Raw genomic sequence first — 18096 nt, 5'->3', positions numbered from 1 at the left:
ACTATATCAATTCTCTTACATCTACAACTTTACCAGTAATCGCTGCTGCTGCCGCAGTAAGTGGGCTTACTAGCATAGTTCGAGCATTCGGACCTTGACGTCCTTCAAAGTTGCGGTTAGATGTCGAAACACAATACTTGCCGGCTGGAATTTTATCCTCATTCATTCCCAGGCATGCCGAGCATCCTGGTTCACGTAGTTGGAAACCTGCAGCTTCAAATATTTTATCTATACCTTCCTGTTTGGCTTGTGCTTCTACCTGTTTAGAGCCAGGGACAATCCATACTTCTACACTATCTGCTTTTTGTTTGCCTTTGATAAAATCGGCTACTTGGCGTAAGTCTTCGATACGTGAATTGGTACAGCTACCTATAAAAACGTAGTCTACAGGTTTGTTCAGCACCTGCTCGCCATCCTGAAAACCCATATAGTCCAATGCCTTTTGGTAGGACGGACGCTCGTTATCCGGTTGTGAAACAGTTGTTGGGATTATTTCAGTTACCCCTATACCCATTCCTGGATTAGTACCATAGGTAATCATAGGTTGGATATCCGCAGCATCAAAGGTGAGCACTGCGTCAAAGTTAGCGTTGTCATCCGAATATAAGGTCGACCAGTAAGAGACAGCATTATCCCATTCTTCTCCTGTTGGTGCAAACTCACGACCTTGGATATAGTCAAAAGTCGTCTGATCAGGAGCTATTAATCCCCCACGTGCGCCCATCTCGATACTCATGTTACAGACCGTCATACGGCCTTCCATACTTAAAGAACGGATTGCAGATCCTGCAAATTCGACAAAGTATCCCGTTCCACCAGCTGCGGTAGTTTTTGAAATAACATATAAAATGATATCCTTAGCACCTACACCTTTACCAAGTTCTCCATTAACTTCAATTTTCATGGTCTTTGGCTTTTGCAGGAGCAGACATTGTGTCGCAAATACCTGTTCTACCTGAGATGTACCGATACCAAAAGCGATAGCACCAAATGCACCGTGAGTCGAAGTATGACTATCTCCACAGACCATTGTTTTTCCGGGGAGTGTAATTCCTAATTCTGGACCGATTACGTGTACAATACCTTGGTAAGGGTGGCCCAAACCATAAAGCTCTACACCGAATTCTTTACAATTTTTTGTCAGCATATCGACTTGATAGCGCGATAGCTCTTCTTTAATAGGCAAATGTTGATTTAAAGTTGGGACGTTATGGTCTGCTGTAGCCACGGTCTGTTTGGGACGTAGCACAGGAAGCCCCCTTTTGCGTAGGCCGTCAAATGCCTGAGGTGAGGTCACCTCATGGATCAGATGGGTGTCGATATATAACATATCAGGAAACCCTTCTTGTTGTTTGACAACATGCGCATCCCAAATTTTTTCTACTAATGTTTTTCCCATTTTCTCTCTTTCTTCTATATAAGTTGTAATTTCAAAATGAGGATGAATTACAATAGTTGTAATTTCATCCTCATTGCGCACATTAAAATTACGAAAATTTTAAATTGTTTTAATAGTTTTCATCGCAGTCATTGCTTTACGCAATTCGCGACCTACTACTTCGACAGGGTGGTTGCGTAATACCTCGTTGATTTGAACTAATTTTACGTTGTCTACACCTGCATCTTTTCCAGCATTAAAGTTTTTGCCCACGACATCAGTATCGATTTTAGTCATAAAATCTTTTAATAATGGCTTACATGCTTGGTCAAATAAATAACAGCCGTATTCTGCTGTGTCAGAAATAACCCGGTTCATTTCAAACAATTTTTTGCGGGCAATTGTATTTGCGATCAGTGGTGTTTCGTGTAATGACTCGTAGTATGCAGACTCTGGTTTGATACCCGCTTCTACCATAGTTTCAAAAGCAAGCTCTACACCAGCTCTTACAAAAGCAACCATTAACAAGTAGTTGTCAAAATATTCTTGTTCTGCTATTTTGACATCGCCAGCAGGAGTTTTCTCAAATGCTGTCTCACCTGTTTCAGCTCTCCATTTTAATAGATTAGCATCGCCATTGTTCCAGTCTTCCATCATTGTCTTACTGAATTCGCCAGACATGATATCATCTTGATGTTTTTGGAATAATGGGCGCATAATACCTTTTAACTCTTCAGAAAGTTCAAAAGCTTTCACTTTTGCGGGATTGCTTAAACGGTCTAACATCCCGGTTACACCACCGTGTTTCAATGCTTCAGTGATGACCTCTACACCATATTGTACAAGTTTAGAAGCATAGCCTGCATCGATTCCCTTTGCAATCATCTTATCGAAAGAGAGGATAGAACCTGTTTGTAACAAACCACAAAGGATTGTTTGTTCCCCCATTAAATCCGATTTTACTTCTGCTACAAAAGAGGACTTTAATACACCTGCTCTATGGCCACCTGTACCCACACAGTAAGCCTTAGCTTCTGCCAATCCCTTGCCTTGAGGGTCATTTTCAGGGTGTACAGCGATTAGCGTTGGTACACCAAATCCTCTTAAATATTCTGCACGTACTTCCGAACCTGGGCATTTAGGCGCTACCATGATAACAGTTATATCCTTACGGATTTGCATACCCTCTTCGACGATATTAAAACCGTGAGAGTACGATAAAGTAGCTCCTTGTTTCATCAATGGCATTACCGCATTGACTACAGATGTATGTTGTTTATCCGGAGTGAGGTTGATTACTAAATCCGCTGTTGGGATTAACTCTTCATAAGTACCTACCGTAAAGTTATTGTCTGTTGCGTTTTTCCAAGAGTCTCTTTTTTGTTCAATAGCTTCTTTGCGTAGCGCGTAAGATATATTAAGCCCACTATCCCTTAGGTTTAAACCTTGGTTCAATCCTTGAGCTCCTGCACCTACGATTACTATTTTTTTACCTTTTAAAGCCTCCACGCCGTCTGCAAACTCGGACGAATTCATGAATTCTGCAATACCCAATTGATTCAATTGCTCTCTAAGAGGTAATGTGTTGAAATAATTTGCCATTGTTTTACTATTTAAAGTTTTTCTTTTTTAAGATTTAGTTATTTATGTTGATTATTCGGTTTTGTGCTATTGCGTACCCATAGTGTAGGTTGTCATGGCCTGCAGACAATTGAATTACCTCTTCGATGCTAGTCATGGTTTCCTTGTAGGTATCCGTTGCAAAGGGGACTATCTCCTTAAACACTCCCTCATGGTAGTCCTTCTCGATCTGGGCTATGCCTTCTAGTGCCAATCTCTTTAGGTCATCGACTTCTTCCTGTGTGACGGTATACGTCGGTTTTGATCCCTTTACATAGGATTTAAGGTATTTGATGCGATCTGTATCTGTGCTTATTCCACTTCTCAGATAGCATAGCGCTGGGGCGACCACGACAATGTGGCCAAAGTTCCAGATAATGTTATTGTTGAATCCTGCGGGAATCTCATTCAGTTGTTCTAACGTTAAGCTATCGATTAGCTGAATGAATGCTTTGCGCGTTTGTATTATGAATTTAAATGTATTTTCCATGTTGTTGTTATCAAGTTGTAACGCTATAACCTCTGTCACCTCTATACCCTTGTAGCCTTACATTGTAAACACTTGATCCTGCTGATCTAAGAATTCGTTTTCGACAATATCCGGTGCTGGTTCTTCCCGTTCAAATTGTTTTAACTTAGCGTGGAATCCTGCACTATCCTTAATGATAGCGATACGGGCTCCTCTCACAAATTCGATTAAGCCGTATTTTGTCAGTTCCTGGGTTAATCGATCGATCTCTTCCCGGTGACCTGCAGTTTCAAAGACAATATAATCCGGACGTATTACGACCACATTCGCACCATATTGACGTAATAAGCGCTCCACGTACACTTTCTCGTTGACTACATCTGCTGGCACTTTGTATAAGGCCTGCTCTTGCCAGATCAATTCCTCATTCGTATTGAAATATGCTTTTAAAACTTCCACCTGTTTTTCAATCTGACGGCACAGTTTGCGGACCACCTCTTCGCCTTCTGATATTAGGATGGTAAAGCGATGTATGCCTTCTACCTCTGAAGGAGAAGTGTTTAAGCTTTCTATGTTGATTTTACGACGCGAAAATATATTCGAGATACGACCGATCATACCAATCGAATTCTCGGTGTATATCGTAATGGTAAATTCTTGTTTTTCCATTTTATTTTAATCTTATTTCTGAGACACTCGTCCCTTGTGCAACCATAGGGAAAACATTATTCTCTTTTCCGACCATAACTTCTAATAGGTAGGAACTGTCGTGATTAAGCATTGTTTCTAAAGCTCCACGTAGGTCTTTGCGTTCGGAAATTTTATTCCCATCGATATAATACCCTTTTGCTACAGCAACAAAATCCGGACTGGTAATGTTGACGAATGAGTAGCGCTTATCATTGAAAAGCTGTTGCCATTGACGAACCATTCCTAAGAATTGGTTGTTCAAGATTAATATTTTGACCTTTGCTCCAAATTGCATGATGGTACCGAGTTCCTGTAGGGTCATCTGAAAGCCACCGTCACCGATGATAGCTACCACATCACGATCAGGAGCACCATACCAGGCGCCTATAGCTGCCGGAAGGCCAAAGCCCATCGTCCCTAGACCACCAGAAGTGACGTTTGATTTGGACTGATTGAATTTTGCATAGCGACAGGCTATCATTTGATGTTGACCTACGTCTGTCGTTATAATAGCGTTACCACCCGTCAGTTCATTTAGAACGTTCACAACCTCGCCCATTGTTAAGATATCTCCTTTAGGGTGCAGTTCATCCTGGATTACCTCTTTGATCTCTTCTTTTTCAAGGTCTCGGAACTGTTGCAACCAGTTGGCATGGTCTCCTTTGTTGATTAATTTCGTCAATAAAGGCAATGTTTCCTTACAATCGCCCCATACTGGTACCGTTGTTTTTACGTTCTTATCGATTTCAGCAGGGTCAATGTCCAGGTGTATCACTTTTGCCTGTTTGGCATACTTGTCTAGACGCCCTGTAACACGGTCATCAAAACGCATACCTACAGCGATGAGTACATCGCACTCATTTGTCATTACATTCGGAGCATAATTTCCGTGCATCCCTAGCATTCCTACATGTAGAGGATGGTCTGTTTCCAGTGCACTTAGCCCCATTACGGTTGTAGCTGATGGGAAGCCTCCTTTTTCGATAAAGGATTTAAATTCCTGCTCCGCTTTTCCGAGTATGATTCCCTGTCCAAATAGGACAAACGGTTTCTTTGCCGAGTTGATTACTTCGGCAGCTTTTTCTATATATTCTTTTCTGACGATAGGGGCTGGACGGTATGAGCGGATATGGGTACATTTTTCATATCCTAGATAGTCGAACAGCTCTATTTGTGCATTTTTAGTAATATCGATCAATACAGGGCCTGGTCGTCCCGTGCTAGCGACATAAAAAGCCTTAGCTAGTGCTGTCGGGATTTCAGCAGCCTCTGTTACTTGATAGCTCCATTTGGTAACGGGTGAAGTAATGTTGATGACATCTGTCTCCTGAAATGCATCCGTGCCTAATAGGGAAGCAAATACCTGACCTGTAATACAGACGATAGGGTTACTGTCAATCATGGCATCAGCTAGTCCTGTGACTAGATTGGTTGCTCCAGGACCACTCGTCGCAAAAGCTACACCTACACGTCCAGAAGTACGTGCATATCCTTGTGCAGCATGAATTCCACCTTGCTCATGGCGGACCAAAATATGCTTCAGTTGGTCATTGTAGTCATACAATGCGTCATAGATTGGCATAATGGCACCACCAGGATAGCCAAATACGGTATCCACTCCTTCATGGATCAATGCTTCCAATACAGCCTGTGAGCCGGTCAATTGGGAGGCAGCCGTAGTTTTCTGACTTTCCTTTGTTTCCGTTTTTTCCAGTGTACTCATTTTATTAGTTAGTATTTAGATATTAGTATTGAGTATTTAGTATTTAGATTAAGGAGTAAGGATAATAGACTATGTTCCTTGCTCTTTAATCTTCGCTCTTTATTTATAAATCCGTTACGCAGCCCAGTGAGGCATTGGCTACTGTTTTTGCGTATTTGTAGAGCACACCTTTGCTGACCTTCAATGCCGGTTGTTTCCATGTGCTACGACGTTGTGCAATCACCTCATCGGATACTTTTAGACTTATGGTATTATTTACGGCATCGATCTCAATGATATCATCGTCTTGCACTAGGCCGATAAGCCCACCTTCGTAGGCTTCAGGAGTGATATGTCCTACGACAAAACCGTGTGTACCTCCCGAGAATCTTCCGTCTGTGATCAAAGCGACGGAGTTACCCAGTCCGGCCCCGATAATCAATGATGTCGGTTTTAACATTTCTGGCATACCAGGAGCGCCCTTAGGCCCTTCATTTTTAATAACGATTACATCTCCAGGTTTGATGCGGCCAGACGATACGCCCGCTACGAGATCGTGTTCTCCGTCAAATACACGGGCAGGGCCTACGAATTTCTCGCCTTCCTTACCCGATATTTTAGCGACAGAACCTTGTTCCGCTAAGTTTCCATACAATATCTGTAAATGACCAGTTTGTTTGATTGGATTATTCAACGGTTGAATGATGGGTTGTTCGTAGTCCATGATAGACTTAACGCCCTCTAAGTTCTCTGCCAATGTTTTGCCTGTTACTGTCAAGCAGTCGCCGTGCAGTAATCCCTCATTCAATAAATATTTTAAAACAGCGGGTACTCCACCATAATTATGTAGATCCTGCATCAGGTATTTGCCTGATGGTTTTAGATCGGCCAATACAGGCGTTTCATCAGACATACGTTGAAAATCATCAGGTGTTACTTCCACCCCCACAGCATGTCCCATTGCGATAAAGTGCAATACAGCATTGGTTGATCCCCCAAGTATCACAATTGTACGGATTGCATTTTCAAATGCCTTACGCGTCATAATATCCGACGGTTTTATATCCTTTTCCAACAAAATACGGATGTACTTTCCTGCTTCTAAACACTCTTTTTTCTTTTCTTCTGATACAGCAGGGTTTGACGACGAGTAAGGTAGGCTCATGCCTAAAGCCTCTATTGCCGATGCCATCGTGTTTGCGGTATACATACCTCCACAAGCGCCAGCGCCAGGGCAGGTATGGCGTATTACACCATCATAATCCTCATCAGAGATTGTGCCTGCTATCTTCTTTCCTAAAGCTTCAAAAGCAGATACAATATTGAGTTCTTCTCCTTTATAGTGTCCTGGGGCGATAGTGCCTCCATAGACCATAATGGCAGGGCGGTTCAGTCTGCCCATAGCCATAATTGCTCCTGGCATGTTCTTGTCGCAACCGGGGATAGCTACTACGCCATCATAGTATTGACCTCCACAGATGGTCTCTATACTATCTGCAATCACATCTCTTGATACTAACGAGTAGCGCATACCATCAGTACCATTGCTCATGCCGTCACTGACGCCTATCGTGCCAAATGTTAATCCGACAAGGTCATTGGCCCATATACCTTTTTTTACAATTTGCGCAAGATCATTTAGGTGCATATTACAGGTGTTACCATCGTAACCCATACTTGCAATCCCTACCTGTGCTTTACTCATATCAGCATCGGTCAGTCCGATACCATAAAGCATTGCTTTAGCCGCAGGTTGTGTCTCGTCCTGCGTGAATATTCTACTGTACTTGTTTAATGTCTTCCCGTGATCAGATGATGACTTCATAATTTTCTTGTTCTAAGACTAAGTTTTTATATTTTCTTTGAATAGATGCGCCGATACTGTGTTCCCACTCTTCTTTGTAGATCACATCATCGACCTGTTTTATACCGATAATTTCAGCTGCAGTTCCGCTCAAGAAAGCAGAATCTGCGCTGTATATATCTTGGATGGTTAGTTTTTTTTCTATAATGTCAAACCCTAATTCTTTGCAGATATTGATGACGGTTTGACGTGTGATTCCAGGGAAAACATTTTCCAATGGAGGTGTGTAAATTTTAAAATCCTTTTCGATAAATAAGTTTTCACTGGAAGCCTGTGCTACAAAACCCTCTTGATCTAATAAGAGCGCTTCGTCGAATCCATGACGTAAAGCATCGCTTGTTGCCAATATTGAATTAATATATTGGCCTGAGGCCTTCGCTTCAATAGGGAATGACCTCGGATTAGGACGTTCAATCGAGGAGATGTTTACCCGTAATAGGTTTTGACCAAGATACGGACCCCATTCCCAAGCTGCAATCATAATACTGGCTTGATCAGAAGAGGTCAGGTGCATATTTGAGCCTGAGAATATCAATGGCCTGATATACGCTGCTCTCAGGTTGTTTGCCTCCAAAAGTTCATAACTTTTTTCAATTAGTGTACGATTGTCCCATGTATAGGGGAGTCTCAGTGCTTCGCAGGACTTTCTCAAACGTTCGAAATGAGCTTCGGCTTTGAATATACGCGTCCCATTGTGTGTGCTGTATGCGCGTAAGCCTTCAAAGGCACCATAACCATAATGTAGAGACTGGCCGAATAGATCGACGCCGGCCTGATTTGCTTTTACAAATTCGCCATTAAGATAGACCAATGTGTTTTGATTATAGTACTGCATACGTTACTTTTTTTAGGATAATTCGTGTCTCTCCAAAGTTCTTTTATTTCTTTCCTTTATTCACATCCTCAAGTTAGCTTGATTTAAAATTCTATACAATAGGCAAATAGAGTATTTTAAAAAAGTTTATTATTTCAAGAGGGTGACTCTATTTTGATTTATAATTTGATTCATTGTTTTTTAACAAAATATTATTTTGTTCAACGTGAACCATATTTAAAATTGGTTCATTTTTGTAAAGACGTCAATTTTTTAAAAACAGTCAGAATTCTTCTTAAAAAGGTAAAAGTGGTGTAAATTCTTTTCTGAAAACACACTGATTGCGGCCATAAAAAAAGCCCTTAAAACTTGAAGTTCTAAGGGCTTTTTATGATCGTTTCTTTTTCTTTTATTCTTGCACAATTCCTTCCGCTAAAACGATGATATTGTTGTCCTTAACTTCAACCACACCACCTTTAATAATAATGACATGGTCGCCACTAATATCTTTAATAATGACTTTTCCGTCGTCTAGCGTAGACACAATAGCAGCATGGTCTTTCAAAATTTGGAAAGAACCCGCAGAACCTGGTACCGTGACTGCAGTCACGTCGCCTTCGTAAGCTAATTTGTCTGGTGTTATTATTGTTAATTTCATTCTTATGAATAGTATTGAGTATTGAGTAGTGTGTAATGAGTCGTGGGGTTCACAATACTCAATACGCAATACTCAATACCTTTTATTAAACTGCTTCTGCTAATAATTTCTTACCTTTCTCGATAGCATCTTCAATTGTACCTACCAAGTTGAAAGCTGCTTCTGGGTATTCATCTACTTCACCGTCAATAATCATATTGAATCCTTTGATAGTGTCTTTGATGTCTACTAAACAACCTTTCAAACCTGTAAACTGTTCTGCTACGTGGAATGGTTGTGATAAGAAACGTTGTACACGGCGTGCACGGGTTACAGTCAATTTATCTTCATCAGATAACTCGTCCATACCCAAGATCGCGATAATATCCTGAAGTTCTTTGTAACGTTGCAAGATTTCTTTTACGCGTTGAGCTGTGTTATAGTGTTCGTCACCCAATACTGCTGGAGATAAGATCCGCGATGTGGAATCCAATGGATCCACCGCTGGATAGATACCTAGCTCAGAGATTTTACGAGACAATACTGTTGTTGCATCCAAGTGAGCGAATGTTGTCGCTGGTGCAGGGTCAGTTAAGTCATCGGCAGGTACATATACCGCCTGTACCGAAGTGATTGAACCGTTTTTAGTAGAGGTGATACGCTCTTGCATTAGACCCATTTCTGTTGCTAATGTAGGTTGGTAACCTACCGCTGAAGGCATACGACCTAATAAAGCGGATACTTCAGAACCTGCTTGTGTGAAACGGAAGATATTGTCAATAAAGAATAATACATCACGTCCTTTTCCTTCGCCTTCACCATCACGGAAGTATTCAGCTACTGTAAGTCCTGATAAAGCTACACGCGCACGTGCCCCAGGAGGCTCGTTCATCTGACCGAATACGAATGTACATTTTGAGTCTTTCATTAACTCTTCATCTACTGTATTCAAAGGCCATTCGCCTTTTTCCATTCCTTCCATGAAATGATCGCCATATTTGATAATACCAGACTCTAACATTTCACGAAGTAAGTCATTTCCTTCACGAGTACGCTCTCCAACTCCGGCAAATACAGAAAGACCACCGTGTCCTTTAGCGATATTGTTGATTAATTCTTGGATTAATACTGTTTTACCTACACCAGCACCACCGAATAATCCGATTTTACCACCTTTAGCATAAGGCTCTAAAAGGTCGATTACTTTGATACCTGTAAAAAGTACTTCAGATTCTGTAGATAAATCGTCAAATTTAGGCGGCGTGTTGTGGATAGACCGTCCATTAGTTCTGTCCAATTCACGAAGGCCGTCAATCGGCGAACCGACAACGTTAAATACACGACCTTTGATTTCTTCACCAACAGGCATTTTGATCGGCGCACCAGTATCAACTACTTTCATGCCACGTACCAAACCTTCTGTTGCATCCATCGCAATCGTACGAACACGCTCTTCACCAAGGTGTTGTTGAACTTCTAAAACGACACGCTGTCCATTTTCTTTTTCAATGTACAATGCATCGTAAATCTTAGGAAGATTTTCATTGTCGGCAAAGTTGACGTCAACCACTGGGCCGATAATCTGCGCTATTTTACCAATATTGGGCATATTATAGGGACTAAAATTTATTAATCTATTTATAAACAGCTATTTTCATAGCTGTATTTTGGAATGCAAAAATAAGGTATATCTATTTAAAAGCAAAACATATAAAAAAATAAATAGTAAGTTTTTTTAGAGCGGTTTAAGAATCCCTTTTTAACTGTTCGTCCAGTAGTTGTCTTTTGAGCAATTGTTCTTTTTCCATTGCTTTCTTTTTGTATTGTTGAAACTCATTCTGAGTCTCTTCCGCAGTCTTTTGATGTTCTACAGTGTCCGTTTTTGCTTTACGGAATGACACTAACATAGAGAAAAATCCTATTCCTAGTACAGCGATAATAATCCATACTGTACTATGATAAGCGCTCTTCGCAAAATCTATCCCTAAGAAAGAGATACTATCTGTTCTTTGTTTTTCTACCTGTAATTCGGATTGGACAGTTTGAAGAGAGTCCTTTAATCCCGTTACCGTAGCTACAGATGAAGAAGAGCTATTCTTCAAAGACGCGATTTCTTTGGTGTATTTGGATATGGAATCATTCACATTCTTCTGTATGATTTCTATGTTAGATTTTCTGATCACTTTAAAGTCAGCATCTTGAGACTTAGACTGCGCTAGTAAAACTTGAAATTGGGTGTTGAGGTTTAAGTCTGATTGTAGTTTTTGCTGCAAGGTCAACTGCGCGAAAGTACTGCTGGTTAGAAAAAGAAAAACTAAAGATAAAATAGATTTATACATGCTCTGAATAGATAAATGATGTTAATACATTTATAAATGTCCTAAATAAATTGATTTAATACAAAAAAAATAAATCTTTATACCACACTATCCAAATTGGTATTGGTCTACTGCTCCTTTGTGATCTATTCAAAAGATTTATCATGAGGCCCGATGATTAGGGAGGTTGTCTGCTGGCCTGAGACATGACAGTTCATAACAGTTTTTCCTTTTCTACTTTTTACTTTTAGACTAACAATGTAAACTTTTATCACCCCGCTCCTCTATACCTTATGGCGTAGAGTTTCGTAGGACATTAGGGGATCTAAATTAAAACACAGATTATGAATGCAATTTTTGGAGTACTGTTTCATTTTATCGGCGGATTTGCTTCAGGTAGTTTCTATGTTCCTTATAAACGAGTAAAAGGTTGGTCTTGGGAAGCCATGTGGATTCTTGGAGGATTGTTTTCGTGGATCATAGTTCCTCCAATTGCGGCATGGCTTACTATCCCTGATTTTTGCGACATTATCAAAGACGCAGATTCTTCTACGATTGGATTTACTTTTTTATTCGGTGTGCTTTGGGGAATCGGCGGATTGACATTTGGATTAGGCATCCGCTATTTGGGGGTGTCTTTGGGGAGCAGTGTCATGTTGGGGTTAAGCATGGTATTCGGTGCGCTTATGCCTGCCGTATATTATTATTTTAAGGTAGTGCCCGGCAAGCAGGGACTTGATTACTTCTTTACAACAGACGCTGGACTTTGTATCATAGGGGGGCTCATACTGTGTATAATAGGAGTTGTTTTATGTGGGAGAGCAGGGATATTGAAGGAGAGGAGTCTTAAAACAAAACAAGTAGAAAATAAGAGTGAGTATAATTTTGGTATCGGTATCACCGTCGCCATTATTTCCGGTATCCTGAGTGCTTGTTTTAATTTTGCAATAGAAGCAGGCAAACCAATGGCTGAAGTCGCTAACTTGCTGTGGAAACAAAACCATGCTGATCAGGGCGAATTCCTGTTTCAAAATAACGTCTCTTACATTATCATTCTTTGGGGCGGATTTACCTCCAATTTTGTATGGTGTTTATTTCTTCTTTTCAAGAACAGGAGCTACCAGGATTACACCAATTTTAAGACCCCTATTTCCAAAAATATGTTACTCTGTGCCATTGCTGGGACAACCTGGTACTTACAGTTTTTCTTTTATGGAATGGGCGAGAGTCGCTTAGGTAATGGCGCAAGCTCTTGGATTTTACATATGGCATTCATCATATTGATATCAAATGCATGGGGAGTTTTTCTTAAAGAATGGAAAGGGGTAAGCCGGCCGACGTATCTAGCTATCTTATCCGGTATTGTACTGATTGTTGTGTCGATTTGTGTTATCGGTTTTGCGAAGACCTTAACATAAGAAAAAACTTTCATGATTCCTTCGTATCACCAACAGACATGAACCGATCCCGATGTTATCGTGGAGCTCTTGAATGCCAATGCAAAAGGAAATCACCATAAAAAAAGTTCTTGATGTCCATTAAACTAAACAAAGAGAGCTCATTGATGCCTTGAAATATAGTATAGAATCAATAAAACAGACACTTTCAGAAAAAAGAAACTCGTTAGTCAAAAGTGTTAACGGGTAACAGCGAGAAATTTAGATATTATTTTAACAATAGAAATAAAACTATATGAAAACATACAAACATGTGAATTATTTGTGGGATACCCAAAAAGCAGATAGACTAGAAGGAGATGAAGTAGGTCTACTGTTGTATCGATCGAATATATTAGGTGCAGATTTACGGATTACCAATTTTGGAGGGGGTAATACCTCCTGTAAAGTGATGGACAATGATCCTTTGACTGGTAAGGAAGTAGAGGTCATGTGGATTAAAGGTTCTGGAGGAGATATAGGGACGCTCAAAAAGTCGGGATTAGCCGCATTATATGTAGATCGATTACGAAGTTTAGAAACGGTATATCGTGGACTTGCTTTTGAAGACGAAATGGTAGAATTATTTAATCACTGTATTTTCGATCTTTCGTCTAAAGCACCTTCTATTGATACACCGTTACATGGTTTTTTACCCTTCAAACATATTGATCACCTGCATCCCGATGCCGCTATAGCAATTGCGGCGGCCAAAGATGGAAAGCAGATTACCGAAGAACTATTCGAAGGAACGATCGGATGGGTCGATTGGCAACGGCCAGGATTTGACTTGGGATTAAAATTGCGGGCATGTTTAGCACAAAACCCAGGGATACGGGGGATTATGCTGGGGTCACACGGATTATTTACTTGGGGATATACTTCGTACGATTGTTATCTTAATTCGCTAGACGTTATCGAAAAGTGTGCAGAATATTTAGAAAAAAACTACGGAAAGCTAAAACCTGTATTCTCCGGAGAAAAGATAAAAAGCCTTAATCAAGAAGAAAGATTGGAGAGGGCATCGAAAATTGCTCCCGTACTAAGGGGATTCTGTTCGAGCGAACGCCATATGGTAGGCCATTTTTCAGATGATCAACGTATTCTGGAGTTCGTTAATTCCCATGACCTAACACGTCTTGCTCCCATGGGCACGAGTTGCCCGGATCACTTCTTGAGAACAAAGATCCAACCTCTGATTCTAGACCTGGATAAAAATGAGAACCTTGACCAAAAGGAAGTTCTATTAGATAAAATTCGCCCACAGTTTGAAGCGTACCGAAAAATGTACAGAGATTACTACGAATCGTGTAAGCATGGTAATAGCCCTGCTATCCGGGATGCAAATCCGGTAATCATCCTTTATCCAGGGGTAGGCTTATTCTCTTTTGCTAAAGACAAGCAGACGGCAAGGGTCGCCGCTGAGTTTTATGTCAATGCGATAAATGTGATGAAAGGAGCAGAAGCCGTCAGTTCTTATACATCCTTACCCCATCAAGAAGCGTTTGATATTGAGTACTGGTTATTAGAAGAAGCTAAATTGCAGCGTATGCCTGCGCCTAAGTCCTTATCTGGCAAAATTGCTATGATTACCGGTAGTGCTGGGGGCATAGGTAAAGCAATTGCTAAGAAGTTTCTTCTTGAAGGTGCGTGTGTGTTGCTTAATGATAAAAATGAAGAACGGCTAGAGCAGACTAAAGAAGAGTTTGCCGCGATTTTTGGAAAGGATGTTATTGCTGCAATTCCGTTAGATGTGACAGACCAGAAACAGGTTGAGAAAGCGTTTGCCACTGCGTCGTTGTGTTTTGGGGGAATAGATATAATTGTAAATAACGCCGGGCTGTCTATTTCCAAAACCATAGAAGAGCACACACAGGCGGAGTGGGATCGACTCTATGATGTATTGGTTAAGGGACAGTTTTTAGTTACCCAAGTCGCTACTACATTGTTAAAGATTCAATCCTTAGGAGGGGATATTCTAAATATTGTCAGTAAAAATGCATTGGTCAGTGGTCCCAATAATACCGGTTATGGAAGCGCAAAAGGAGCACAACTACATCTTAGTCGTTTATGCGCCGCAGAATTGGGACCATTTAAAATCCGTGTAAATGTGGTCAATCCGGATGCGGTCATATCGGATAGTAATATTTGGGCTGGAGGATGGGCCGAGGGGCGTGCCAAAGCATATGGAATAACGGTCGATGAGCTACCGGGTTATTATGCCAAACGTACTTTGTTAAATGAAATCATTTTGCCTATAGATATTGCAAATGCCTGTTTTGCCTTTGTTGGAGGATTGCTGCATAAGTCTACCGGAAATGTATTGAATGTGGATGGAGGAATATCGGTAGCTTTTGTCCGTTAATGATTTGGATTTGTGCAATTATCTGCTGTATATTGAAACGCCAAAAACTACTTATAAACAACATAAAAAACCAAAATAACTTATGATACTGGATAAACAGATTATTGAGCGGCATAATAATGATTTGATGGGCCAACACAATAAAAAGTTTCAGCTTTTAGCAGAAGAAATTTCTGGGCTCAATGAAATTCTAAACAAATTGCAACGTTTCCAAATTGCGATTCCAAGTTGGGCATTAGGGACAGGGGGGACGAGGTTTGGACGTTTTTCGGGCCGGGGAGAGCCCGCAACACTAGAACAAAAACTAGAAGATGTCGGGTTGCTACATGCACTTAATGGGTCTAGCGGGGCTATTTCTCTGCATATTCCCTGGGATATACCTCGTGATGTACAGCATATTAAACAGTTGGCTACTGATCTTAGTTTGTCTTTTGATGCTGTCAATTCTAATACTTTTCAAGATCAGCCCCAGCAGAAGTATAGTTACAAATATGGTTCGTTGCACCATGTCGATCCGAGAGTTCGGCAGCAAGCGGTGGAGCATAATATTGAAGTCATGCAATATGGAGTTGAGCTGGGATCGAAGGCATTGACAATATGGTTAGCTGATGGTTCTTCTTTCCCTGGGCAGTTGAATTTTCGTGATTCTTTTTTAAATACACTATCCAGTATGGAAGAAATATATAAACATCTCCCTGCCGATTGGAAGTTATTTGTCGAATACAAAGCCTTTGAACCATTTTTTTATTCTACAACAATAGGAGATTGGGGACAATCCCTGTTATTGGCCAATAAGCTCGGTCCAAAAGCCTATACTTTGGTGGATCTGGGACATCATCTCCCTAATGCTAATATTGAACAGATTGTTTCACTATTAATGATGGAAGGCAAGTTAGGCGGATTTCATTTCAACGATAGTAAATATGCTGACGATGACTTGACAGCAGGTTGTATCAAGCCATATCAGCTTTTCTTAATCTTCAACGAGCTTATAGATGGCATGGATCTGAGAGGGATTGATCATGCAACAGGTCTAGGTTGGATGATTGATGCTTCGCATAATATGAAAGATCCTTTGCTGGATTTATTACAATCCGTCGAAGCTATTAAAATAGCCTATGCACAGGCACTTTTGGTTGATCGGGTAGCTTTGCGAAAAGCTCAACACGAAAATGATATCATAACGGCTCAAGAAATACTACAAGGAGCATTTCGTACCGATGTGAGGCCTTTGTTGGCAGAAGCCCGATATAGGGAAGGAGCTGCAATAAATCCCCTGCAACTTTTTCAAAAAGAAAGTCTACGGGAGGAATTGGTACGGGAACGAGGTGAACATTCTGTCGGTACGGGGTTGTAATACCAAAGTGTCATGAACAGTAATAAGATTCCGGTTATTGCAATATTCGATATCGGAAAGACAAATAAAAAGGTCTTTCTGTTTGATCAGGATTATCAAATCGTTTTCGAGCAGTCTGCCACTTTTCAAGAGCTCCTTGACGAAGATGGTGATTCTTGCGAAGACCTTACGGCCTTGACAGGTTTTGTCTTGCGCACGCTCCAGAAGATAAATGATATAGAAGAGTATGAACTAAAAGCGGTCAACTTTTCAGCTTATGGTGCTAGTTTCGTTTATTTAGATGAACAGCATACCCCATTAACCGTTCTTTATAATTACCTTAAAGAATACCCAATACATATTACACAACAATTATATGCACAATACGGAGGCGAATGCAGTTTTGCATTGGAAACAGCCTCGCCTCCATTAGGAAGCTTGAACTCCGGATTACAGGTACTACGGCTCAAAAAAGAAAGGCCAGAATTATTTGAGCATGTGGCCTATGCTTTACACCTACCGCAATACCTTAGTTGTTTATTGACAGGTATACCCACTACCGATATTACCAGTATAGGCTGTCATACCGCACTATGGAACTATGAAATCCATCAATATCATCAATGGGTATTTGACGAAGGGCTCGATAAGTTATTTCCAGCGCAATATTCCTTTGACACGGTTTTTGATAATACACTGTCTTCTTCAGGTTATCTGGTAGGAACGGGACTTCATGATAGTTCGGCAGCAGTCATTCCCTACCTTTTAAAATTTAAAGAACCTTTTATTTTGATATCAACGGGAACCTGGTGCATTTCTCTGAATCCATTTAATAACGCTCCTCTTACGGCTGAAGAGTTAGGCCAGGACTGCTTATTCTACCTCTCTTATGTTGGGATCCCTGTTAAGGCTTCGCGTTTATTCGGAGGATATGTTCATGAGCAACAAGCCAAGCGTATTGCCGACTTTTTTGGTGTATCCATCAGTGAACTGTTTATGTTAAAGAAAGATGAACACTTGTTACAATGTGTACGTAACAGGTCAGTGTCTTCTGATTTGAATGCCTTTAGCAAAGTCAATTTACAGAACTTTGAAAGTCCAGAGCAGGCCTACCATAGCTTGGTGTACCACTTGGTCAGATCCCAGGCTCAGAGCACACGGTTAATAATAGATTCGGAGCGTGTGTCCCATCTCTGTGTAGATGGCGGATTTAGTGACAATGATATCTACATGCAGTTACTTGCTCAAGAGTTTCCTACTATGAAAGTGTACGCCGCTTCCATGCCACAAGCCTCAGCGATTGGGGCAGCTATGGCTCTTCATGCCCATTGGAACAATAAAAAGCTACCTCAAAATCTTATTCATTTACGTCATATTATTGATGTTTAAACTCGCTATCGTCTTGTGATTGAGCAGGATAGTGCGGTACGGTTGTTCGCTTGTTTTTTCGTTACTTAGTTATGACGT

Annotated in this window: 14 protein-coding genes; 4 read left to right on the top strand and 10 right to left on the bottom strand. The window is 40.7% G+C overall.

Going from position 1 to position 18096, the window contains the following annotated elements:
* Position 1: 1 nt before the first annotated feature.
* The 10 genes from leuC to JKG64_RS17300 form a co-directional block, all read right to left on the bottom strand.
* On the bottom strand, positions 2-1399 hold the full coding sequence (gene leuC / locus JKG64_RS17345; protein WP_210355560.1) for a 3-isopropylmalate dehydratase large subunit: 1398 nt from the start codon (positions 1397-1399) through the stop codon (positions 2-4).
* Positions 1400-1498: 99 nt separating this feature from the next.
* Positions 1499-2980, bottom strand: coding sequence for a ketol-acid reductoisomerase (gene ilvC, locus JKG64_RS17340; RefSeq protein WP_210355559.1), 1482 nt, complete (start codon positions 2978-2980; stop codon positions 1499-1501).
* A 34-nt stretch (positions 2981-3014) separates the two neighbouring features.
* Positions 3015-3488 carry a DinB family protein gene (locus tag JKG64_RS17335; protein WP_210355558.1) on the bottom strand — a complete coding sequence of 158 codons (474 nt, stop codon included), beginning with the start codon at positions 3486-3488 and terminating at the stop codon, positions 3015-3017.
* Between the two features lie 57 nt (positions 3489-3545).
* Positions 3546-4136, bottom strand: coding sequence for an acetolactate synthase small subunit (ilvN, locus tag JKG64_RS17330; protein WP_133585662.1), 591 nt, complete (start codon positions 4134-4136; stop codon positions 3546-3548).
* A gap of 1 nt (position 4137) precedes the next feature.
* Complete coding sequence (ilvB, locus tag JKG64_RS17325) at positions 4138-5880, bottom strand: biosynthetic-type acetolactate synthase large subunit (protein ID WP_210355557.1); 1743 nt, start codon at positions 5878-5880, stop codon at positions 4138-4140.
* A 103-nt stretch (positions 5881-5983) separates the two neighbouring features.
* Complete coding sequence (gene ilvD, locus JKG64_RS17320; protein ID WP_210355556.1) at positions 5984-7684, bottom strand: dihydroxy-acid dehydratase; 1701 nt, start codon at positions 7682-7684, stop codon at positions 5984-5986.
* The gene (locus JKG64_RS17315; protein ID WP_210355555.1) at positions 7668-8558 is read right to left on the bottom strand and encodes a branched-chain amino acid transaminase; all 891 of its coding nucleotides are present in this window, start codon (positions 8556-8558) and stop codon (positions 7668-7670) included. Before JKG64_RS17315 ends, ilvD begins: the two co-directional genes overlap by 17 nt.
* Before the next feature lie 388 nt (positions 8559-8946).
* Positions 8947-9195, bottom strand: coding sequence for an ATP synthase F1 subunit epsilon (gene atpC / locus JKG64_RS17310; protein ID WP_210355554.1), 249 nt, complete (start codon positions 9193-9195; stop codon positions 8947-8949).
* An 85-nt stretch (positions 9196-9280) separates the two neighbouring features.
* A complete protein-coding gene (gene atpD, locus JKG64_RS17305) occupies positions 9281-10783 on the bottom strand; it encodes a F0F1 ATP synthase subunit beta (protein WP_021071269.1) in 1503 nt (500 codons plus the stop codon).
* A gap of 136 nt (positions 10784-10919) precedes the next feature.
* A complete protein-coding gene (locus JKG64_RS17300) occupies positions 10920-11513 on the bottom strand; it encodes a hypothetical protein (protein ID WP_210355553.1) in 594 nt (197 codons plus the stop codon).
* 323 nt (positions 11514-11836) lie between these two features.
* On the opposite strand from JKG64_RS17300, the gene rhaT reads away from it, so the two are divergent.
* From rhaT to JKG64_RS17280, 4 genes are all read left to right on the top strand, one after another.
* The gene (gene rhaT / locus JKG64_RS17295; protein ID WP_210355552.1) at positions 11837-12910 is read left to right on the top strand and encodes an L-rhamnose/proton symporter RhaT; all 1074 of its coding nucleotides are present in this window, start codon (positions 11837-11839) and stop codon (positions 12908-12910) included.
* Between the two features lie 274 nt (positions 12911-13184).
* Complete coding sequence (locus JKG64_RS17290; protein WP_210355551.1) at positions 13185-15293, top strand: bifunctional aldolase/short-chain dehydrogenase; 2109 nt, start codon at positions 13185-13187, stop codon at positions 15291-15293.
* An 82-nt stretch (positions 15294-15375) separates the two neighbouring features.
* Positions 15376-16650, top strand: coding sequence for a sugar isomerase (locus JKG64_RS17285; protein ID WP_210355550.1), 1275 nt, complete (start codon positions 15376-15378; stop codon positions 16648-16650).
* 12 nt (positions 16651-16662) lie between these two features.
* Complete coding sequence (locus JKG64_RS17280; protein ID WP_210355549.1) at positions 16663-18018, top strand: FGGY-family carbohydrate kinase; 1356 nt, start codon at positions 16663-16665, stop codon at positions 18016-18018.
* Positions 18019-18096: the final 78 nt, after the last annotated feature.

Origin of the sequence: Sphingobacterium tabacisoli, assembly GCF_017908035.1 — a bacterium.
Classification (GTDB): domain Bacteria; phylum Bacteroidota; class Bacteroidia; order Sphingobacteriales; family Sphingobacteriaceae; genus Sphingobacterium; species Sphingobacterium tabacisoli.
The sequence above is the reverse complement of the archived record's forward strand: the minus strand, read 5'-3'. Positions and strand labels throughout refer to the sequence as shown.